Origin of the sequence: Persicobacter diffluens (genome assembly GCF_036244895.1) — a bacterium.
Classification (GTDB): domain Bacteria; phylum Bacteroidota; class Bacteroidia; order Cytophagales; family Cyclobacteriaceae; genus Persicobacter; species Persicobacter diffluens.
Genome location: NZ_BQKE01000001.1, coordinates 1,575,004 through 1,594,639 on the forward strand (window position 1 = coordinate 1,575,004; position 19,636 = coordinate 1,594,639).

The 19,636-nt window shown below is 41.3% G+C and carries 23 protein-coding genes; 9 read left to right on the forward strand and 14 right to left on the reverse strand.

What is annotated here, in order from left to right; translation table 11 throughout:
- The first annotated feature begins 69 nt into the window (after positions 1-69).
- The 4 genes from AAA970_RS06535 (at position 70) to AAA970_RS06550 (ending at position 2,193) form a co-directional block, all read left to right on the forward strand.
- Positions 70-453, forward strand: a complete 384-nt coding sequence (locus AAA970_RS06535) for a hypothetical protein (RefSeq protein WP_338236443.1) — start codon at positions 70-72, stop codon at positions 451-453.
- 37 nt (positions 454-490) lie between these two features.
- Positions 491-802 (forward strand): transposase, encoded by a 312-nt coding sequence (locus AAA970_RS06540; protein WP_053404356.1) that lies wholly within the window; start codon positions 491-493, stop codon positions 800-802.
- Between the two features lie 17 nt (positions 803-819).
- Positions 820-1,872, forward strand: coding sequence for an IS3 family transposase (locus AAA970_RS06545; RefSeq protein ID WP_338237706.1), 1,053 nt, complete (start codon positions 820-822; stop codon positions 1,870-1,872).
- Positions 1,873-1,956: 84 nt separating this feature from the next.
- Positions 1,957-2,193 carry a hypothetical protein gene (locus AAA970_RS06550; RefSeq protein WP_338236444.1) on the forward strand — a complete coding sequence of 79 codons (237 nt, stop codon included), beginning with the start codon at positions 1,957-1,959 and terminating at the stop codon, positions 2,191-2,193.
- Here the strand turns inward: AAA970_RS06550 and AAA970_RS06555 are convergent.
- On the reverse strand, positions 2,179-3,306 hold the full coding sequence (locus tag AAA970_RS06555) for a transposase (protein ID WP_338236445.1): 1,128 nt from the start codon (positions 3,304-3,306) through the stop codon (positions 2,179-2,181). The two genes, AAA970_RS06550 and AAA970_RS06555, sit on opposite strands and share 15 nt — an antisense overlap.
- A gap of 343 nt (positions 3,307-3,649) precedes the next feature.
- Positions 3,650-3,796, reverse strand: coding sequence for a hypothetical protein (locus tag AAA970_RS06560; RefSeq protein ID WP_338236446.1), 147 nt, complete (start codon positions 3,794-3,796; stop codon positions 3,650-3,652).
- A 491-nt stretch (positions 3,797-4,287) separates the two neighbouring features.
- Between AAA970_RS06560 and AAA970_RS06565 the strand changes: the two genes are divergently transcribed.
- A complete protein-coding gene (locus tag AAA970_RS06565; protein ID WP_338236447.1) occupies positions 4,288-4,860 on the forward strand; it encodes a hypothetical protein in 573 nt (190 codons plus the stop codon).
- A gap of 205 nt (positions 4,861-5,065) precedes the next feature.
- Here the strand turns inward: AAA970_RS06565 and pgi are convergent, their stop codons facing one another.
- Positions 5,066-6,715: a glucose-6-phosphate isomerase gene (gene pgi, locus AAA970_RS06570; protein ID WP_338236448.1), complete on the reverse strand. Its 1,650-nt coding sequence runs from the start codon at positions 6,713-6,715 to the stop codon at positions 5,066-5,068.
- A 248-nt stretch (positions 6,716-6,963) separates the two neighbouring features.
- Here pgi and AAA970_RS06575 point away from each other — a divergent pair, with 248 nt between their 5' ends.
- Positions 6,964-7,602 carry an NUDIX hydrolase gene (locus tag AAA970_RS06575; protein ID WP_338236449.1) on the forward strand — a complete coding sequence of 213 codons (639 nt, stop codon included), beginning with the start codon at positions 6,964-6,966 and terminating at the stop codon, positions 7,600-7,602.
- Between the two features lie 10 nt (positions 7,603-7,612).
- Here the strand turns inward: AAA970_RS06575 and AAA970_RS06580 are convergent, their stop codons facing one another.
- The 8 genes from AAA970_RS06580 to AAA970_RS06615 all read right to left on the reverse strand — a co-directional run bounded on the left by AAA970_RS06580 (position 7,613) and on the right by AAA970_RS06615 (position 14,037).
- On the reverse strand, positions 7,613-8,449 hold the full coding sequence (locus tag AAA970_RS06580; protein ID WP_338236450.1) for a M48 family metalloprotease: 837 nt from the start codon (positions 8,447-8,449) through the stop codon (positions 7,613-7,615).
- Positions 8,450-8,488: 39 nt separating this feature from the next.
- On the reverse strand, positions 8,489-9,418 hold the full coding sequence (locus AAA970_RS06585; RefSeq protein ID WP_338236451.1) for a bifunctional riboflavin kinase/FAD synthetase: 930 nt from the start codon (positions 9,416-9,418) through the stop codon (positions 8,489-8,491).
- 35 nt (positions 9,419-9,453) lie between these two features.
- Entirely contained in the window at positions 9,454-10,137 is a 684-nt protein-coding gene (gene truB / locus AAA970_RS06590) for a tRNA pseudouridine(55) synthase TruB (RefSeq protein ID WP_060686124.1), read from the reverse strand.
- A gap of 15 nt (positions 10,138-10,152) precedes the next feature.
- A complete protein-coding gene (locus AAA970_RS06595; protein WP_338236452.1) occupies positions 10,153-10,941 on the reverse strand; it encodes an undecaprenyl-diphosphate phosphatase in 789 nt (262 codons plus the stop codon).
- A 2-nt stretch (positions 10,942-10,943) separates the two neighbouring features.
- Complete coding sequence (locus tag AAA970_RS06600; protein WP_053404659.1) at positions 10,944-11,153, reverse strand: DUF3098 domain-containing protein; 210 nt, start codon at positions 11,151-11,153, stop codon at positions 10,944-10,946.
- A gap of 25 nt (positions 11,154-11,178) precedes the next feature.
- A complete protein-coding gene (locus AAA970_RS06605) occupies positions 11,179-12,060 on the reverse strand; it encodes a cell division protein FtsX (RefSeq protein WP_053404660.1) in 882 nt (293 codons plus the stop codon).
- Between the two features lie 615 nt (positions 12,061-12,675).
- Positions 12,676-13,494: an anti-sigma factor gene (locus AAA970_RS06610; RefSeq protein WP_338236453.1), complete on the reverse strand. Its 819-nt coding sequence runs from the start codon at positions 13,492-13,494 to the stop codon at positions 12,676-12,678.
- Between the two features lie 3 nt (positions 13,495-13,497).
- On the reverse strand, positions 13,498-14,037 hold the full coding sequence (locus AAA970_RS06615; RefSeq protein ID WP_053406882.1) for an RNA polymerase sigma factor: 540 nt from the start codon (positions 14,035-14,037) through the stop codon (positions 13,498-13,500).
- Positions 14,038-14,230: 193 nt separating this feature from the next.
- On the opposite strand from AAA970_RS06615, the gene AAA970_RS06620 reads away from it, so the two are divergent.
- Both AAA970_RS06620 and AAA970_RS06625 read left to right on the forward strand, forming a co-directional pair.
- Positions 14,231-15,163 (forward strand): YheT family hydrolase, encoded by a 933-nt coding sequence (locus AAA970_RS06620; RefSeq protein WP_338236454.1) that lies wholly within the window; start codon positions 14,231-14,233, stop codon positions 15,161-15,163.
- Between the two features lie 52 nt (positions 15,164-15,215).
- Positions 15,216-15,410, forward strand: a complete 195-nt coding sequence (locus tag AAA970_RS06625) for a hypothetical protein (protein WP_157600868.1) — start codon at positions 15,216-15,218, stop codon at positions 15,408-15,410.
- A 70-nt stretch (positions 15,411-15,480) separates the two neighbouring features.
- Here AAA970_RS06625 and AAA970_RS06630 read toward each other — a convergent pair whose 3' ends face one another.
- The 3 genes from AAA970_RS06630 to pdxH all read right to left on the reverse strand — a co-directional run bounded on the left by AAA970_RS06630 (position 15,481) and on the right by pdxH (position 18,913).
- Positions 15,481-16,707, reverse strand: coding sequence for a Glu/Leu/Phe/Val dehydrogenase dimerization domain-containing protein (locus tag AAA970_RS06630; protein ID WP_338236455.1), 1,227 nt, complete (start codon positions 16,705-16,707; stop codon positions 15,481-15,483).
- A gap of 103 nt (positions 16,708-16,810) precedes the next feature.
- Positions 16,811-18,079, reverse strand: a complete 1,269-nt coding sequence (locus tag AAA970_RS06635) for a glycosyltransferase family 2 protein (RefSeq protein WP_338236456.1) — start codon at positions 18,077-18,079, stop codon at positions 16,811-16,813.
- Between the two features lie 195 nt (positions 18,080-18,274).
- A complete protein-coding gene (gene pdxH / locus AAA970_RS06640; protein WP_338236457.1) occupies positions 18,275-18,913 on the reverse strand; it encodes a pyridoxamine 5'-phosphate oxidase in 639 nt (212 codons plus the stop codon).
- Between the two features lie 106 nt (positions 18,914-19,019).
- Here pdxH and AAA970_RS06645 point away from each other — a divergent pair, with 106 nt between their 5' ends.
- Entirely contained in the window at positions 19,020-19,601 is a 582-nt protein-coding gene (locus tag AAA970_RS06645) for a YqgE/AlgH family protein (protein WP_338236458.1), read from the forward strand.
- Positions 19,602-19,636 lie beyond the last annotated feature (35 nt).

The following is a 19,636-nucleotide window of genomic DNA, read 5'->3' on the forward strand; positions in this document are numbered from 1 at the left end:
CGTAGCTCAAGAAAAGTAAGGCATTATGTTATCCTTAGTTTTTTATCAAAGCGTTGTGCGTAATATAAAATGAAAAGTAATAAAATAAGCATATTACTCTCAGGCCTGTTTTTAATCCTAACAGGATTATGGGCTTACCCGAGAATTGTACAACTTTTCAAAGCTGGCGGTTACTTGGACAAAAATGCGAGATGGAATTATGAAATTAAGGAGAGTGATTTTGAATGCCTGAAAGGGCAAGCAGTATCACAGAAGTCTGACAGCTCCAACTGCTATAATCAACCTGCTGACGAGCAAAAAAGAAAACCATATTCAATTTCAGTATATAGCGCAGACTTAGAAAGTATAAGTATTTACAAACCTGAAAAGTCATTCATTATCAATCCTACAATTGATACAACAGATCTTTTCAAGATTTGGACTTTAGACCCAGTGATTCCGCCCCATAAATAGTCGGACTTAATTTTTTTTTTACAATATTTGAAATCCGATGAAAAGAGTAACACGAACCAAGGAAGAGAAGCTAGCTATTCTAAAAGAATGCGAGGAAAGAGGAGTAGAAGAAACTCTAAGTAAGTATGGAGTTTATCCAGCCACCTATAAAAATTGGGTGAAAAAATATGAAACCATGGGAGAGGCAGGTTTCACTCGCGGGATGACTATACCTCAATTAAAGGAGATAAAGCGTCTTGAGAAAGAGAATGCCCTATTAAAGGAAATCATCGCTGAAAAGGAGCTTGAATCCAAAATGAAGGATGAGCTGCTAAAAAAGAAATATCCTCAGACGAAAGGGCGGAAATAGCACGAAAATACACTGGTCTGGGGCTAAAACGAGATAAAGCTATTTTGATTGCCCAAATAACAAAACACAAATACTATTACCAGCCTATTAAAGATCGTAAACATATAGGCAGAAAAGCCACTACTACAACTCAAAAGGGGCATTCGGTAGTACCCAATGAGGATGTAATAGGGCAAATTAAGCGCTTAAAAGAAGATCCAATCACTAATTATGGCTATCGTATGATGACCAGTCAATTGAAGCTTGAAGGATATAATATTAATCATAAAAAGGTTTTCCGTTTGATGAAGGACGCAGATTTACTTCAGGAAAAAAGGAAGGTTAGTGATAAAAATTACGTCAAATATCGCTGTGTATGCCCAGAACGCCCATTGCAGGTTTTAGAAATGGATATTAAAATGGTTTGGGTAACAGAGCATAGGCGTCATGCTTATATATTAAGCATTATTGATACATTTACAAGAGTAATATTAGATTGGTCGGTTGGCTATCAAATGGATCAAAAAATGGTCATTAAAGCCTGGGAAAGGGTAATAGATAATTATTTGCAACCAAATGACTTATTGAAACAGGATCTTCATGTTGAATTAAGGAATGATAATGGATCTCAATTTAGCGCTAAAAGCGTTCAAGAATTTTTAAGGGAAAATAGTATTCATCAAACCTTTACACATCCTTATACGCCCCAGGAGAATGGCCATATTGAAAGCTTTCATAGCATTCTTAAGAAGGGCTTGGGACAAGCGCCATTTTGGAACTTAGAGGAATTAAGAGAAAGGTTAGAAGTGTTTTATGAAAAATATAACAATGTTAGATTACATGGGTCAATAGCTCATCTTAGTCCCAATTTGTTTTGGAAGGCGTGGGAATATGATTTGATTGAACGCACAGTAATAAACGAGCGAAAGGTGAAATTTAGACTTACAGTACCCCATAGTCAACTTTCGGGGATTATGAGTCAGAGAGAAGTTCTTTGCTCAAATATACCGACCCTAAATGGGGAGGGATATTTGAATGAGGATGTGAATGGGCCCAACACTCCAAATTCATTACAACCTTCGGTAAATTAATCGCCGTCGATCGTTCTTTGCTAACACAAACTTATAATGGAAAAATAGACCTCACAAGAGGCAAAATCAAAAAAGTCCGAAAATATGGGGGCTAAACCACCAGCCGGACCTCATGCAGACTTTTGGTTTAAACCTAATGAATTCTATGTGGTGGATTATGATGGAGATGGAGCAATGCCGTACATATTGAAAGAAGATAGCCTGACAATATTTTACAATGATTTCATCCAAAAAGGAGTCATTCTTTCGGTCAGTAAAGATACTTTGAAAATTTATTGGGACGATACAATGCACCCAACCATACAACTAGACATTTATTGATTTGGGGCAAATTTTCCGATCATGGCTTAAGAAGTGAATCAGGATATACTCGCCCCAATTTTCTATTCTGTAATCAGCTTCTGCGATGCATTCGACTCCTTTTCGAAAAACGGAAATGGATCTGTACCTTTTACCATTGGCATAAGTTTTCAGACTAACACTTTTGTACTTTTTCAACCCATGAGCTATGGATACCGAATATGCAAAAACGACAATAGCCATCATTAACCGGCATCTATCTGCTCCCTGAACATTCATTTTTTCAAGGTCAAAACCATTGGTCTTCAAATGTCTGAAACATGTCTCAATTTGCCATCGCTTCCGATAGTCCTCAGCTACTTTATATGCGTTTTTAGATAGATTTGTCAGAAGGAAAATCACAGGTTCCTTTTCCGCATCTTCACTTTTCTTGATGACCATCCAGCAATTGTCTCCGGCTTCAAACTTCAACTTAGCGGACATCGTTTTGCCCTTCACCTTACTATTTATGACTTTTGAAATCATTTGCGCTTTCGTCATAGATTTTTCATTCCACTGATTCTTAAAGTTGCATTCTTTTACCCGAAGCACATATTTAAAGCCGTTATCCTCAAGGTATTTGATGAATTTCTGTCCTGCGTATTCACGATCAGCCAAGAGAATTTTGCCTTCAAGATTGAATAACTTTGACGCCTCTTCAAGCAACTGAATTCTTTCTTCCTGATTACTGATGCCCTTCTTTTCCAGATTCATGAAATAGATCGGCACAGCTACTCCATTATACAAAATTGCCAAGGTCATGAAATGAAAAGTGCGATCCCCTTGCTTCCAACTGGTGCCATCCACCATCAAAAAATCCCCACCTTTATGCATATGCATGGCGGATAATTGCAATAGATCACTCCATAAATGGGTGTCAGAATATTCCGTAAATATGCGGGTTAAGCGTTTGTAATGACCAGAGGCGGAAGTACTCTGATTTTCTAAAATGCTACCTATGCAATCTTTCACTTTATTAAGACATACGGTTCCTTTTCGGATGATACCTAAACTTAAAGCGAGTACATTTTTCCAGCAAGCTTTACCCCATTTTGGAAATTCTTGCGTAAGTTTGCTGTGAAGCGAATTGAACATAGATCTTTGTTGGCGTTGGAACCCAAAGTTACTATTGTTGATTCGCTTTTTACGTTTTTAGGCAAAAATGTCTAGCTGTATGGCACCCAACCCAATATTTTGAATGGAAGAATTAAGCCGAATTATTCACCGCCATACTCATTAACTGATCGCAAGTAATTTAATTTCAGTTCATTACAGTTTTTTTCTTTGAGTTATAATAGCCCAATTTTGGGCAGGCTTGCTTTCTCCTCATTCATCTGTTTCGTTGGAAAAAACTCGAAATAGGAAACTATTCCATCATTTTTTCCACCTTACAGCTAAACGAGGATTTAAGCATGAATAATCCGGGTTAACAAAAATACTATTCATTAAAAGCAATGAGAGCGGTGCGGCTAGGCCCAGCGATCATTCCTGCTTGAGCTAAAATACCTCCGGGGTTTCCGTCATTCATCCAAAATCCATCCAGCATTTGCTCCAAAAACCTCTTTTCTTGTTTTTCAGTGACCATTTAGCGAATGTTACAAGCAGTGAAAGTCGCTTCCTTATTAAACGCTTCATCTCTGCAACAACCCCAAAGGGGTGACACAAAATAGCGATGGGTGAAACCCATCGTTAGGCATTTCGCACCCAACCTTAACCCTGAAGGGGTTGAACAGAGGCTCATTAATATTACGCTGAATTGTTTTTTGACAGAAATAATACCCTTTCAGGCCTTGGATTGGTTTTGATGATTTTTCGATGGGTTTTCACCCATCGCTATTTAGTTTAATCCCTTCAGGATATCAATATTCCTAGCGAATGCTACCTCAAGTTGAGGACATCGCTTGCAGGCTATTAAGAGTAAATTCCCCCTTTTGAGCGCAAGATGAATAATTGTCAAAATTACAACATTAGGATAAATGGGGCTTTGTTTTGTATTTTTGAGATTGCGTTTAGACGTCTTGATAAGCCATATTTTATGCACGCGAAGCTGACTAGAATAAGATAAATTTAGGTGCTGTGAAGAGGAAAAAAAATCGGAGAAAAAAGATTGCAGAAAAGTTAAAGGCAAAAAGAATTAAAAGGTTTAAAATTCTCTTTCCGATAGGTTTTGCCCTATCGCTATTATTGATTCAAGTAATTTCTTATTTTAGGTATAGAGATGATTTTCAATATGATAAAATTGGGATTACCGTTGGAGAGGTTTATTCGGTTGATCAAGTAAAAAGTAGCATGTCCTCTGATTATGTTTACATGATTAACTTTAATATGTATAAATCGGGAGAAGGAGGTTATACACTCAGCGATTTCAAACAATTAGAAGCCTCTCTTAGCAAGAATGGCATTTTAAAATTTCCGGTGGTCTACAGCATAGAAAAGCCAGAGCTAAATTTTTTGTTGAAAGAAAAAATGCTTCCAGATTCTTTACAATTAGGTGAAGAACTTAGCAAGGCTTTACTGACAAAAGATGATTTAGAAAAAAGATTAATTTATAGTTCAATTCAAAAGGCATGGACGAAATCCAAATATCTAAAAGCATACTATGATTATAAAAATAGATTAGCCTCCTCTGGTCAAAGCGTCGCGCTTTGACCGGGTTTGCTCGGTCTCTGGTCGTCGGCACCACTTATGCCCCCAAAATTCTCGGGGCATTAGCTCTATTAAACCCGATTCCTTTTTCGAAGTGGTAATGAGGTCGTAGCGAATGTTACAACCAGTAGGGAGTATAGGTGATAAAAAAAGCCACCGGAAAGCAGTATTCCAGTGGCTTTTTAGTAATGTATCTTAATCCAAAGAATTAACGCATCGCTTTATAAGCGTTGATCAATCCGTTGGTAGAGCTGTCGTGAGAAGCAATCGCTTCTTCGTTCGTCAATTCAGGAAGAATCTGGTTCGCCAACTGCTTACCTAATTCCACACCCCACTGATCGAAAGAGAAGATGTTCCAGATTACACCCTGTACGAAAATTTTGTGCTCGTACATTGCGATTAGGGCACCCAAAGTTCTTGGCGTCACCTGCTTCACCAAAATAGAGTTGGTAGGCTTGTTACCTTCGAAAACTTTGAAAGGAACCAAAGACGCTACTTCCGCCTCAGATTTACCCGCTTTCGCAAATTCTGCTTTCACCTGCTCTTCGGTTTTACCCATCATCAAAGCTTCTGTCTGTGCGAAGAAGTTCGCCAAAAGTTTTGGATGGTGATCACCGATTGGGTTGTGCGAAATCGCAGGAGCGATGAAGTCACATGGGATCATTTTCGTTCCCTGGTGGATCAACTGATAGAAAGCGTGCTGTCCGTTAGTACCCGGCTCACCCCAGATGATTGGACCCGTTTCATAGTTTACACGCTCGCCATTACGGTCGATGTATTTACCATTAGACTCCATATTTCCTTGCTGGAAATAAGCCGCAAATCGGTGCAAGTACTGATCATATGGTAAGATCGCCTCAGACTCCGCTTTGAAGAAGTTGTTGTACCAGATTCCGATCAATGCCAACAATACCGGAATGTTGTTTTCCAATTCAGTCTCTGCAACGTGCTTGTCCATCGCATGAGCACCTGCCAACAATTCTTTATAGTTATCGAATCCGATCGCACAAGCGATAGACAGACCGATGGCCGACCACAAAGAGTAACGACCGCCAACCCAATCCCAGAATTCGAACATGTTTTCTGTATCAATACCGAAAGCGGAAACGCCATCTGCATTGGTAGAAAGTGCGGCGAAGTGCTTCGCTACATGACCTTCTTCCTGAGCGGCTTTCAGGAACCAGTCTTTAGCGGAATTCGCATTGGTCATGGTTTCCTGTGTAGTAAAAGTCTTGGAAGCGATCAGGAATAAAGTGGTTTCCGGATTCAATGGCTTCAATACTTCCGCAACATGCGTACCATCTACATTGGAGATGAAGTGTACGTTCAGGTTCTCTTTTTTATAGGCTTTTAAAGCCTCGGTCACCATCAATGGACCCAGGTCAGAACCACCAATACCGATGTTTACAATATCAGTAATGGCTTTTCCGGTATATCCTTTCCAATCGCCATTCGATACGCGATTAGAGAAATTTTCAACTTTTGCTAAAACAGCATTTACCGCTGGCATTACATCCTCGCCATCCACCATAATTGGGGTATTGGACTGATTACGAAGCGCTACGTGCAATACTGAACGACCTTCCGTTTGGTTGATCTTCTCTCCTGCAAACATCGCTTTAATGCCTTCTGCTACACCGGTTTCTTTGGCCAAGGCAACCAATTTTTCCAATGTTTCTTCAGTAATGATATTCTTGGAGTAGTCCAAAAGGATATCCTCAAACTGAGTAGAGAATTTATTAAAACGATCCGCATCTTGAGCAAAAAGATCTTTCATCTGCGCATTTTGCATATTTTGAAAGTGCGCTTCCAAAGCAGCCCACGCTTGCGTTTGCGTTGGATTTTGATTTTTCAACATCGTAATATATATGAAATTGGTGTTTCAGATTTATCAATGCGAATTTATTGTTTTTATTGGTAGGAACAACGACATAAATCATCCTTTTACAATTCGATGATTTCAAGCGTTTGCATTTTAGATTTTATTGCTAAATTTTAAGAGAAAATTCCACCGTTTTCGTAAACAAAGGATCTTCCTGGGGAGAATTAGCACGATAAAGTCTCCATGAGGTCGTATTGGTTGGATGCAATTTTTAAAAAACTCCTATGAATTATTTGAATAGTTTTTTAGCCTTTTTAGAACAACGCCTGGAATCTCCTTTGCCTGGAGAGGAGGCGCAGAAAATAATGGCGCCTTTACCGGATAAGCAGTTACGGTTTAAACAGCAGCGTACTGGGGCCAGAGAGAGTGCGGTATTAATCAATTTTTTGGAACGAAATGGGCGGATTTTGTTTCCTTTGATTCAACGGCCGAAATATGATGGTGCACATAGCGGGCAGGTTGCTTTGCCTGGGGGTAAAAAAGATGTTGGAGATCCCAATTTAGATTTTACCGCACTGCGGGAAGCAGAGGAGGAAATTGGGCTTCCGCGGAAAGTGGTGAGTGTACATGGTCAGTTGACCAATTTATATATTCCGGTAAGTAATTTTATGGTGACCCCTGTTTTAGGTTCTATTCAGGAAGAGGTGACTTTTGTTCCGGACGACTGGGAAGTGGACGATATACTGATGTGTGATTTAATGAAATTGATCGAAAGCCCGGTGGAGCCCATGAAAACCACACTTAAACTTCCCCATGGGCCTATGAAGGTGCCTTATTTTGATATCCATGGGAAAATAGTATGGGGCGCAACGGCCATTATTTTAAGTGAATTAAAAGCCCTTTGCTCCCCCTACTTTCATTAGGTTTACTGTTCTACAATAGCAGGCCTAAATTGCTTTTGAAAAGATCATAAGCCTGCTGGCTTGATTCGCCGGATGGTTTGGTGGAGCAGCCCACTTTTTCCGCCTCTTCCGGTATATAATCTGCCCGGTCAGCAGGTTGCGGGTGGGTAGAGAAAAATGCGTTTATCTGACTGAAAATATCTTCATTGGCTGGATTCTCTTCTTCTAATTTTTGGAAGAAGGTCGCAGCACCATCGCATCGGTATTTGGTACCGGCCAAGTATTCTACTGATTTTAAATCAGATTCTTTTTCAAATTTCTGGCTGAATTGCATCAGCGCTCCATTGGTGGCCAGGCCTAATGCAATCTGGCTTAATTCACTATCAGCCTGTCCACTGATAATAGACAGCAATATCTGTATGCCGTAATTGTTTTGTAAGTTTCGGGAAGTGTGACGCAAATCCGCATGGGCGATTTCATGTCCCATCACGCCGGCCAAATCATCCGGATCTTCAAGGTATTTGATTAATCCCGTATAAACGTAGATATACCCGCCGGGGGTCGCGAAAGCATTCAGTACATTTTGGTCATCAATGATTTTCAACTCCCAGGCGAAATCATCCTTATATTCCACCGCTCCCGAATTGAGGATTTCATCTCTCATACCTTCCAAATAGGCATAAGCTTCCCGATTTTGGGATTCACTTAGAATATTATAGCTGGGGTCATTATTGATTTCATTGCTGACTTGCTGTCCCAATTGCTTATCCTGCTCAATTCCAAAAAGTAGCAGATTGTTGTTTTTGTCGCAAGAACTTGCACCAAGAAGTCCGCAAAAGGCTAAAAGGGTTATGATGGATTTTTTCATTGTAGGAGTTTTATAGGTTCAGATTAAGCAATCCGGTTTTTATTTTAATATTATTCTGGCTTTATGTTCGTCAGTTTTCAGCGCCAATTTTAGTTCTTCCAAATTATTAAATTTTTGTTCATTCCGAATTTTATCAACAAAAATTACTTTGACATTTTTCTGGTAAAGGTCACCTGAAAAATCAAAAAGATGGACTTCTATTTTAACGTTTTCAGAATGGTCTACTGTCGGATTTTTTCCAATATTGAGCATTGCCCGATGCCTTTTACCCTCAAACTCGCAATAAACGGCATAAACACCAATGCCCGGAATGAGCTTATGCTTAAATAGTGGTTTTAGGTTAGCGGTTGGGAAGCCGATTTGCCGGCCAATTTTCTTTCCATGGACTACTTCGGCGTTGATTTCAAAGGGGCGACTTAAATACTGGTTGGCAGAAGAGATATCTCCATCTTCTAAATAGTTCCTTATTTTGGAGCTGGAAACGCCCACAGAGTCAATATCCAATCGGCTGATTTCTTCTAACTCAAAACCGAAGCGGTCAATATTGGCTTGCAGAAAATCGAAATTGCCTCCTCTGTTTTTGCCAAAATGATGATCATAACCCACTACCAGTTTTTTAGTGCCGATGCCCTGAATCAGGATTTTCTGCACAAATTCTTCCGGTTCCATTTGAGAGAACTCCGGGGTGAAGGGTAGGCGAATTAAATGATCAATGCCATTGGCTTCGAGCAATTCCGCTTTTTCTTCAATGGAGGTCAATAATTTTAAGCTGTGATCATCAGGAAATAATACATGCCTTGGGTGAGGCCAATAAGTGATTAAAATGGTCTCGCCTCCATGTTGATCCGCGATTTCCCTGATTCTTCTTAAAATTTTTTGATGACCTTCATGCACACCATCAAAGGTGCCACTGGTAACTACCGCATAGGCGGGTGGGGTAAAAGATTGAAGGTCGTTGTATATTTTCATAATATCAAAAGAGGAGGGACAAGCCCTCCTTCAATTTATTCTTCTTTTTTGAATGCATCAATAAAATCTTGGATTTGTCGAGCATCTTCCACTTTGAATTCCCCGATTCGGGTTCTTCTCAAAGCGGATAAATGGCCGCCTACTTCCAGTTTTTCACCGAAATCCCGGGCAATACTCCGAATGTAAGTACCTTTAGAACATACAATTCTAAAATCTACCTTTGGAAAGTCGATATTGGTGATTTCAAATTCATGAATAACCACATTGCGAGGTTTTACCTCTACCGTTTTTCCTTTTCGGGCGGCCTTATAAAGGCGCTGTCCATTCACCTTGATCGCGGAGTGCATAGGTGGAATTTGTTCAATTTCACCAAGGAAGCCGTTCACCGCTGCTTTCACCATTTCTTCGGTCAAATGGGTAATGTCCTTTTCATTCTCCACTTCTGTCTCTAAATCATGAGAAGGGGTGGTTTGTCCTAGGGTGATGGTGCCGGTATATTCTTTTTCTTGTCCCTGAAAATGCTCAATCTGTTTGGTCATTTTCCCGGTACATAAGATTAATAATCCGGTAGCCAGCGGGTCAAGCGTCCCAGCATGACCGATTTTTTTAATTCTGATAAGGTTTCTTAGCTTTCCTACCACATCAAAGGAAGTCCATTCCAATGGTTTATCAACTAATAGTACCTGTCCCGCCTGGAAATCTAAGTCTTTTAATTCCATATTATCTTTTCGCGTTTATATCAGGCTCAATACAATTGCCGCTGTACCGACCAATAAACAATAAATCGCAAAGTAAATTAATTTTCCTTTTTTCACGAGTTTAATCATCCATTTACAGGCAATAACTCCTGAAACAAATGCAGTGATAAAGCCCACAATAATCACTGGCCAACTAAGGCTGGAGGATTGACTGGGGTCAAATTTCAATAATTCCAAAAGATTGGCTCCCATGATAGGTGCCAAAACCATCAAAAAGGAAAAGCGAGTGGCTTCTTCTTTTTTTACCCCCATTAATAAACCGGTGGCAATGGTGGAACCTGATCTGGAGATTCCCGGAATTACCGCAATGGCCTGCGCAATTCCCATTACAATGGCAGATGACCAGGTAATTTTGGCGCCGAAATCTCTGGAAAGGTAAGTGAAGGATAATAATGCTCCCGTAAATAATAGGGCAATACCCACAGCAAGAATATTTCCGAAGAAAATGTTTTCAAGGGTATCTTTGAAAAACATCCCAACGAAAAATACCGGAATCATGGAAACAACTAAAAATAAGATGTATTGCTTGCTGTCATTCCACTTCGGCTGAACGCCTTCGATGATCAATTTTTTAATTTCCTGGAAATAAATGACCAATGTGGAAAGCACCGTAGCACCGTGTAGGATGACCGTAAATAATACATCTTCCTCCACCTCAGTACCCAAAATGGCCTTTGCCAATTCAATATGTCCGCTACTACTTACAGGTAAAAATTCAGTCAATCCCTGAACAATTCCAAGGATAAAAGCTTCGATTAAGCTCATTATTATGATTTGGGTTTAGAAAATAAAGCGTAAAATTCAATAGCAAAGCCCAGCAAAACTACAATAGGACCAAGGGTTAAACCTAGAAAGCCAAATCCATATTCAGCTTTGTCAAGGGTCATAATGAAAAAACCTAATGCGAGCACGACGATGCCCGCGAGCATAATGATGTAGTTGTTTTTGCCAAAAGGCATTTTTTTGTTCTCCTCCATGTGGATTTTTTATTGGGTAAGATTTTTAATAAAGATCATTTAGGGACATGCCTAAATATTTTTTCACCGATTTTTTTGTGCTGAAAAAGCTAACGGTAATACCGGTGATTATCATGGTGCCGAACAAAATGCCGACTTCCTTTGGAGCATATAGCAGGGAAAGGGCGTCAATATGGTGGACGGCATAATACAATACACCTGAAATTCCCAAACAGGCAATAATTCCACCTAAAAACCCATGCCAAATGGATCGCAATATAAAAGGCTTTTGGATAAATCCCGAAGTCGCACCGACCAATTGCATGGATCTAATCAAAAACCTTTGGCTAAATAATGCCAATTTAATAGTGTTATTGATTAATATGGTGACTACAAAAAAGAGTAGAATCGCAATGGTAACCAGAATGACCGAAAGTTTAGCGAAATTTTCCTGAATCTGATCGGCCAGATTTTTCACATAAGTGACCTCTGATACCTCTGCAAATTTTTCCAGCTCCTGCTTGATCATTTCCAGCGAATCGGAATTTTGAAAACCACTCTTTAATTTAATGGTGAAAGCATCATGTAATGGGTTTTCTCCCAGAAATTCCGAAAAGTCTTCACCCGTATCATTCAGGAAAGTTTTGGCCGCCTCTTCCTTGGAGATGAACCGAATATTGTCATTCGCCGGGGCGAGAATATAAGACTGCTGGCTGAGTTTTCGTTGAAACTGGGCGATTTTAGATTTGTTGACTTCCCTTTTCAGGAAGACCTGCATTTCCAAATCACTTTTGATGCGCTGGGTAAGCTTTTGGGTTTGAATATAAGTAAGTCCCAAAATCCCTACGATAAACAAGGCTAATGCTGTACTGAAGACCACACTAAAAAAGGGGTAAGCGCCGACCTTCTTTTTATTATTTTTTGACATATAATTCGAAAAAATCAAATAAGGTGTAAATATAAAAGTCCTGAGGACAGTACACAATATTTTGCGTTAGATTGACGGACGCAATCATCTTTGCATCGCTTTTCTATCTAATCTGAATAATGCAAGTCTGTCCAAATTATTCTGGCCTAAATCATCCTTTAGCGGTGAGGCGAAAAAATGAAGGAATAGTTTCCTGTTTCGAGTTTTTTCCAACGAAACAGGTGAAAGAGGAGAAAGCCAGTTTGTCCAAATTGGGGCTATAATAAATCAAAGAGAATAAACTGAAAATGAACTTCTTGCGGTTGGTGGATGAATTTAGCGGTGAATAATTCGGCTTAAACAGATGAAAGAGGAGCAAGCAAGCGTGCTTAAATTTGGGCTATTACTAAATTTGCAAACACAATCTTATTAGATTGGTCGTAAGTCACTTGAAGTGAGCTGATTAGTCGATTGATGAATATTTTGGTTTGAGGCTAGCGCTGTAGAATTTGAGCTAAATCTATTTTCACGAGATGGATAGCCCCGGAGGCTGCTGGGATCTCAGCTGAAAGTTTGGGGATAGGATGGTTGGGCAATTGAGGCATTAAAAAAGCCCCAAAAGTGGGGCTTCATTTATTATTTTAATTCTGTGATATTCGGACTTTCTTTCAGTTGATAAGTGTTTCCGTCAATCCGCAATTTAATGAGCTGATCTGTTTTCGAAATGAATTCAACTTTTTCAAATTGTCCGTACAGATCAAGTTGGTTGTTTTGAAAAGAATATTTCCGGTGTTTCTTCTTCTGACTATGAATTTTCAAAGTAACGGTGGTGAAGCCGGTAACTTCTGTACTTTCTGCGCTTTGCACTGAAACGCTAGAAGGGCTTTCGACCATTTCCAAATTTTCTGTGACCGTTGGTTGAATAGGTTTGCGAATTGTTCTCTTTGGAGCCTCAGTTGGAAGTGTTTTGGTATTGTTCAGGTTAAGCCTGATTTCTTCCTTATGCGTCTCTGTGGCTTTAGGTTGAACTTTTGGTTCTGCCATGTCAGATTCCAGGGCTTCTGAGAAATCTAAATCAACATTTTTTTCTACTGAGGTAAGTGGGATGAATTCTTCAGAGACCGTCTCACTGGAGTGTGGTGCTTGTAATTGGTCTGAGAAAAAGAAGCCTGCACCAATGACTAAACCGATAGATACTATAGCTGCCGCTCTTGGGAATGACCAAAATCCGGAGGTGTAGGTACTTTCTTTAATGGGTAAATTGTTTAACCGACCTTTGAGTTCCGATTTACGAAAATCATGGAGCGCGTTACGCACGTCTTTTTGAAAATTCACCTCTTCGGTTAAGTCGGGGGAGTTCTTCATAGCCTGCTCGAACCTCAGCACTTCCTCCGGATTCAACTGATGACTCAGATAATCATCGACCATGTGAAAATATTTTTCGTCAGCGTTCATAGGTTAATCTAAGAAATCGTTAGAGGTGAAATGAGATTTTACAAACAGATCCAGCTTCTTTTTGCATTTATATTTTCGGGTTTTAGCGGTATCCGCATTTGCCAGGCCAAATTTTTCTGCAATTTCAGTCATGCCCAATCCGTCAAAATAATGGGCGGTTAATATGTCTCTACAGGATTTTCCCATTTTATCGATACAGTCCCTGATGATTTTTATTCTTTCTTTATTTTCAAAGTCTTCAGAAAAGGGGATGTCAGCGGGTTCTCCGGCATAACGTTTTTTTCTAAGCAATTCTTTATGCCAAAGGTTTTGGCTTACACTATACACATAGGTGCTGATTTTAGCGGTAAGCGTCAATTCCCTTTTGCTAACTTTTTGCCAAAAAACAATCAAAGCATCCTGAAAAATATCTTTGGCTTCTTCCTCGTTCCCACCGTTTTTAAGAATGCTTCGGGTGATCATGCTATAAAGCTTGATATACAAATAATCAAGAGCACTTTCGTCTCCCTTTTCAATCCTATCGATGACTTCTTTATCTTTCATCAACTGCTGGTTAATACATGGATCCATTAAAAAGTAACCCTACTTATCGTCCAATTATACGTTTTTTTTAATCTAAAAAAGGAATTAAATTCAAATTGTTTTGGGTTGATTTCTTAATAAAAGGAGGTTGAAACCCATTGGTATATAATAAACACTTCGTTTTGAGGGAGTTCAAATAGGGATAAAAACATAAATGAAATCATATAAGCGGCCATCATTTCTTTTCAATGCGCATTTGGAAACCATTTTTCCAACTTTAAGCAGGCGGGTGAGGGTTTCCCAATCTCCGGAAAGGCTGGAATTAGAGGATGGTGATTTTTTAGATTTATACTGGTCTAAACAAGGTAGTGAGCGGCTGGTGGTGGTATTGCACGGCCTGGAAGGGGATGCCCACCGGGTTTATATTCAGGGAATGATCAGGGCTTGTATGCAGGCCGGCTTTGACTGCTTAACTTTTAATTACCGTGGTTGTGGGGAAGAGGTAAATCGTTTGAAGCGATTTTATCATTCCGGCGCCACGGATGATGTCCGAAGAGTGATGGATCACGTGGGGAAACGTGATTATAAAAGTATTTCCATGGTAGGCTTTAGCCTGGGAGGGAACCTGATCCTGAAATACTTGGGGGAGGGAGCGGTCCTTCCGAATTTGTCTGCTGCAGTGGCGGTATCGGTGCCGCTGGATTTATTAGGGTGCACATTGGAAATTCACAAGCGCAGGAATTTTATTTACCACGATCGTTTTTTGAGGTCTTTAAAAGAAAAAGTCAGGCGAAAATCGGCCCATGGCTTTGATTTTGACCTGGATTTACTGGAGAAAATTGACCGGCTTTGGGATTTTGATGATCACTTCACTGCCCCGCTGGGAGGCTTTGCCGGGGCGGAGGATTACTACATTTCCTGTAGTTCTAAAAATTTTATTAGCGAAATTAAAATTCCTACCTTAATTTTAAACGCTGCAAATGATCCGTTTTTATCTGAGACCTGCTATGCCCCACATGTTTCAACCGAAAATGAAATGATTAAATTCATGCAGCCCGAACATGGCGGTCATGTTGGTTTTTTTCAAAAGGGAGGACTTTATTTTTCAGAATGGGCAGCCGTTTCTTTTTTGAATTCCAACATTTGATTGGCACTGTTTTTGGACTTTTTGGAACCAAGGAATTATTTTGATTTTTGTTATGAAGTTAGTTCACATAAACGACAAGGGCGTTAGATTTTACGCAATGGTAGGGAATTTATTCGCAGTGGCGAATGTAAGCGGAAAGAAAACCGTTTCCACCTGCTTAAGCTTTACGCATTTAAATGAGCATATGATCGATCAGATGGATGCCAGCGAAGTACACAGGTTGCAAAAGGAGTTTGGCAAAAACTAATTTGATTTTTTATTTATGATTCCTGAAAAAACCGATGCTTACAGGAGAGGCATCGGTTTTTTTGTTAATTTTAAAGGAGTTTTTTGATGGCCAGTTCCAGCCCTTTGTTGGACATATTGGTGCCTGATTGTACCTGAGAGTGAAGTTCCTCCAGTGCATTTTTGACGGTGTTTGAAGTATCAAGAAAGATATTGTGGTCCGTTAATTCAACTTCTCCCTCCATTAAAAAGGCAAAAACCCGCGCCATCCCGCAGTTGGCAATAAAATCCGGGATAACCGATACCCTTTGGTCGGCATATCTTGCGGTGGCGCCCATAAAGATTTCCTCATCCTGAAAAGGAACGTTGGCCCCACAGCTGATGACTTCCAGTCCGCCTTTAATTAATTCGTCAATATTCGACTTATTCACCAGGCGAGAAGCCGCTGCAGGGATGAAAATCTCAGCACCCATCTTCCAGATTTCCTGATTGATTTTCTCGAAAGGAATGATGCCGGAATGGGCCAGTTGATTGCCTTTCCGGTCCAGATACAAATCCTGAATTTCCGTCAGCGTAAATCCGTCCTTTTGGAGCAGGCCTCCATGTTTATCAATGATGCCGACAATTTTTACGCCCATTTTGGCCAGATAAAATCCTGCCGCTGCGCCCACATTTCCCCATCCCTGAATGATCGCCCGTTTGCCTCGGAAATCCCCGTTCCAAATGTGGTAATAGTGCCGGACAGCCTCTGCAACGCCAAAACCGGTGATCATATCCGATACCGTATATTTCCGACTCACCTCCGGTGAAAAGGCCGGATCCTCAATGACTTTCTTTACGCCCTGCCGCAATTGCCCGAGCTTTTTGATCTTCTGTGGTTCATTCGCTTGATGATGCCCATTGACAATGCCTTCCTGCGGATGCCAGAGGCCATAATCTTCCGTAATCGGGATTACCTCATTGATCTCATCTACATTCAGGTCTCCGCCAGTGCCGTAATAGCTTTTCAGGAGTGGAGTCACCGCCTTGTACCAGCGCCGGAGCACTTCATCCTTTCGGGGATCTTTGGGGTCAAAGTCAATTCCGGACTTTGCACCGCCAATGGCCGGCCCGGAGACGGTGAATTTGATTTCCATGGTTTTTGCCAGCGATTCCACCTCTCTTTTGTCCAATCCCTTGCGCATACGGGTTCCCCCGCCGGCCGCCCCTCCCCGCAGAGAGTTGATCACCACCCAGCCTTTGGCTTCGGTTTCGGTGTCGTGCCATTCAAAAACAATTTCAGGTTTTCTTTCCTCAAATTGTGTTAAAAGTGATTTCATTTGGGTTCTGTTGATTGTTGATTTCGGCACCATTGTGCCCGTGTTTTAATCTGTGTTTAATATAATTTACGGAAAAAATGGTGAAATCAGGTTAATCAACGAATTAATCCCAGTTCGAAAGCTTGGGGGAATAGTGCAAATGCCGGTCATAAGCCCGCATGCTTTCCAATTGTTGCGCCGGCTGACACTGCGAAATTTCCAATAAATTAAATAGTTTATCCACGCCACTTCTAAGGTCAATAGGGGGATATTGGTAATCTCTTAAAAAGTGAACATATTTTAGCGTGCGGAAGCCATCGAACCATTGAAAGAATCGCTGCTTAAAAATTTTTTTATTCGGACTGTTTTTAAGGATTTTCTGAAGCTCTTCTTCAAATTTACTTTCCACCAAAAAGGCCTGAGTAGCAGCCGGCATTTCTTCCTTCACAGCCCCGAAAGGTTGTTTGAAAAAGCCGTAAGCCTTTTCGATAAACACTTTCAATTCCTCAAATATTTCCGGGTGATAAGAATCCATCCGCTGCGTTTCCCCTGAAGCCAAAAATTCACCCACCGCTTTTCCGGTACCAAAAGGCACGCGATCTGAAGGCCTGGGAGAGGGAATCACCTGACAGGACGTGATGTCGGCGAAGTTCCCCAATGGAATAATTTTGTGCAGAAAATAAAAGTCCTCTCCGGCTTTACGGCGGTTCATGCCCCCTTGCTTTTGGTAAATATCCGCCCGTACCACCATGCTCGAACCGATGGTCTCATAGGCAAAGGGATGCTGGGCATATCGAAGTCCATTGACATAGTAGCGCAAATGCAATTCATAAATCTCAATCGCTTCATACCATTGCTTTGGAAAATCACCTTCCAGCGGATGCTCAAAATGAATGGAGGCCGCATTGGTTTTCGGGTAATCCTGAAAATATTGCTCAATCTCCAAAAGGTAGTTTTCTGAGCATTGACTGTCCGCATCAAAGCAGATGATCGGTGCTTTGGATTTTCCAAGGATCTCCAATCGGTAAGCCGCCTCGTCCATTCCGATTTTTCGAGCCAGTCCTACGCCTGCATGTTTTTTGGGGAGATTGCTGACCTTAATGAATTCGAAAGAAAGGTGGGGAAGCGATTGTGCCGATGCCCAGGCCTGTGCTTCTTCCAGCGTCTGCTGATTTCGTTGAATGACTTCCTCTGAGGCATTTTCCCCATGGTTAATTACCGTTATCACTTCCGTATGTCCCTTTGTGGGCTTGCAATTGGCCAAAGATTGCAGGGAAGTCAGCAAATCCGGTTCGTTATAACAGGGAATCACCACAATCTGGGTGGTATGGGCTTGCGCTTCATTGCTTAAAAAGCGTTCCGGATAGGCGTATCTTTCTAAATAAGTATTCATGAAAATCAGAGAAGAGAATTATTTTTTAGGGGCTGCCCTCACAGGCTCGGTCGGGCTGGCGGGCCTCGCTCTTTTTGCCGACTCCTGAGAAGTTTATTTAAGGGTAGTCGCCGGCAAAAAGGAGCTCAGGCAAAGCCCGCTATCCCTCAGCCGGTTGGAATGGAAAGTGTAGCGCACAGTTGCGCCAACGGATGGTCAGGGTGCCAGGCGCTTTTTATTCCAATGCCCGTTTTCTAAAACATACAACACGCGGTCATGCAATCGGCTCGGGCGTCCTTGCCAGAATTCAATACGATCCGGAATGATACCAAAGCCTCCCCAATGCGGCGGGCGCGGAACATGGGTGATGAATTTGGCTGCATACTTGGCAAAGCGGCCCATCACCACGGCTTTGGAATCGATCTCCTGACTTTGCTCGGAGGCCCAAGCTCCCACACGACTTTTGTAGGGACGGCTAGCAAAGTATTGATCCGAGACCTCCTCCGGCATTTTAACAACACTTCCTTCAATATTGACTTGTCGCTCCAGCTCAGGCCAAAAGAAAGTCAAAGCTGCAAATTGATTATTGCTCAACTGTTGTCCCTTGCGGCTATTGTAATTAGTATAAAATACGAAGGCGTCATTTTCAATGCCTTTCAGTAAAACCGTTCGTGCGGAAGGTCTTCCCTCAGCCGTAGCAGAAGAAACCGTCATGGCATTGGGCTCCATCACCTCCGCTTTTATCGCCTCATCAAACCATTGGTTAAATTGTCGGATCGGATGCGCATGGCATTCCTCAACGGAAAGTTCTTTTTTTGAGTAATCTTGACGTATATCAGCAATATTTATCTCCATGGGTGTCATCTTGCGTCGAAAATAATGGCGAAAATAAGGGATTAGTTTGACATTTAAACTCCTTGTGCCTTTATTCGTGAGGAATCCAACCCTAATCTTTATTGTGATGAACTATTTTGACTACGGAAATATTTCCCAACCACAAAAGGGCGATCTGTTAATCTCGGAACCCTTTTTGGCGGACCCCAACTTTGAGCGGTCCGTGGTTTTCTTAGTGGAACATAATGAGGAGGGCAGTGTAGGGTTTGTTTTGAATAAGCCTTCCTTCCTGAAATTGAATGAGGTGATGCAGGGAGAAAACATCCCGCAGGAGCAAAGCCTTTTTGTGGGTGGGCCTGTGCAGCAGGATACGCTTCATATGGTGCACCGAGCAGATTTTCTGGGGGAAGAAAGTCATCAGATCGTGGAGCATGTTTATTGGGGGGGGGGGTTCGAAGAGGTGATGAGTCTGGTGCGGGAGGAGCAACAGCCTGATCCGCAGGTGCGGTTTTTTCTGGGCTATTCCGGATGGTCACCCGGTCAATTGGAAGCCGAGATTCAGGAGAAGTCCTGGATTATCTTTCGGCAGGCCAATGAAAATTTGATCTTTGATACGCCACATGACGATTTGTGGAAGAAAGTTTTGTCCCTGATGGGGGGAAGATTCAAGATGTATTCAAATTACCCCATAGATCCTCGCATGAATTAAAAAAATGTCTATTTTTGGGCATCCAATCCTTCAGC

Bases quoted from the DNA above. Each gene is read 5' to 3' on its own strand.
- AAA970_RS06535 (WP_338236443.1), top strand. From the start codon at position 70: ATGAAAAGTAATAAAATAAGCATATTACTCTCAGGCCTGTTTTTAATC.
- AAA970_RS06540 (WP_053404356.1), top strand. From the start codon at position 491: ATGAAAAGAGTAACACGAACCAAGGAAGAGAAGCTAGCTATTCTAAAA.
- AAA970_RS06550 (WP_338236444.1), top strand. From the start codon at position 1,957: ATGGGGGCTAAACCACCAGCCGGACCTCATGCAGACTTTTGGTTTAAA.
- AAA970_RS06555 (WP_338236445.1), bottom strand. From the start codon at position 3,306: ATGTTCAATTCGCTTCACAGCAAACTTACGCAAGAATTTCCAAAATGG.
- AAA970_RS06560 (WP_338236446.1), bottom strand. From the start codon at position 3,796: ATGGTCACTGAAAAACAAGAAAAGAGGTTTTTGGAGCAAATGCTGGAT.
- pgi (WP_338236448.1), bottom strand. From the start codon at position 6,715: ATGTTGAAAAATCAAAATCCAACGCAAACGCAAGCGTGGGCTGCTTTG.
- AAA970_RS06575 (WP_338236449.1), top strand. From the start codon at position 6,964: ATGAATTATTTGAATAGTTTTTTAGCCTTTTTAGAACAACGCCTGGAA.
- AAA970_RS06580 (WP_338236450.1), bottom strand. From the start codon at position 8,449: ATGAAAAAATCCATCATAACCCTTTTAGCCTTTTGCGGACTTCTTGGT.
- AAA970_RS06585 (WP_338236451.1), bottom strand. From the start codon at position 9,418: ATGAAAATATACAACGACCTTCAATCTTTTACCCCACCCGCCTATGCG.
- truB (WP_060686124.1), bottom strand. From the start codon at position 10,137: ATGGAATTAAAAGACTTAGATTTCCAGGCGGGACAGGTACTATTAGTT.
- AAA970_RS06595 (WP_338236452.1), bottom strand. From the start codon at position 10,941: ATGAGCTTAATCGAAGCTTTTATCCTTGGAATTGTTCAGGGATTGACT.
- AAA970_RS06600 (WP_053404659.1), bottom strand. From the start codon at position 11,153: ATGGAGGAGAACAAAAAAATGCCTTTTGGCAAAAACAACTACATCATT.
- AAA970_RS06605 (WP_053404660.1), bottom strand. From the start codon at position 12,060: ATGTCAAAAAATAATAAAAAGAAGGTCGGCGCTTACCCCTTTTTTAGT.
- AAA970_RS06610 (WP_338236453.1), bottom strand. From the start codon at position 13,494: ATGAACGCTGACGAAAAATATTTTCACATGGTCGATGATTATCTGAGT.
- AAA970_RS06615 (WP_053406882.1), bottom strand. From the start codon at position 14,037: ATGAAAGATAAAGAAGTCATCGATAGGATTGAAAAGGGAGACGAAAGT.
- AAA970_RS06620 (WP_338236454.1), top strand. From the start codon at position 14,231: ATGAAATCATATAAGCGGCCATCATTTCTTTTCAATGCGCATTTGGAA.
- AAA970_RS06625 (WP_157600868.1), top strand. From the start codon at position 15,216: ATGAAGTTAGTTCACATAAACGACAAGGGCGTTAGATTTTACGCAATG.
- AAA970_RS06630 (WP_338236455.1), bottom strand. From the start codon at position 16,707: ATGAAATCACTTTTAACACAATTTGAGGAAAGAAAACCTGAAATTGTT.
- AAA970_RS06635 (WP_338236456.1), bottom strand. From the start codon at position 18,079: ATGAATACTTATTTAGAAAGATACGCCTATCCGGAACGCTTTTTAAGC.
- pdxH (WP_338236457.1), bottom strand. From the start codon at position 18,913: ATGGAGATAAATATTGCTGATATACGTCAAGATTACTCAAAAAAAGAA.
- AAA970_RS06645 (WP_338236458.1), top strand. From the start codon at position 19,020: ATGAACTATTTTGACTACGGAAATATTTCCCAACCACAAAAGGGCGAT.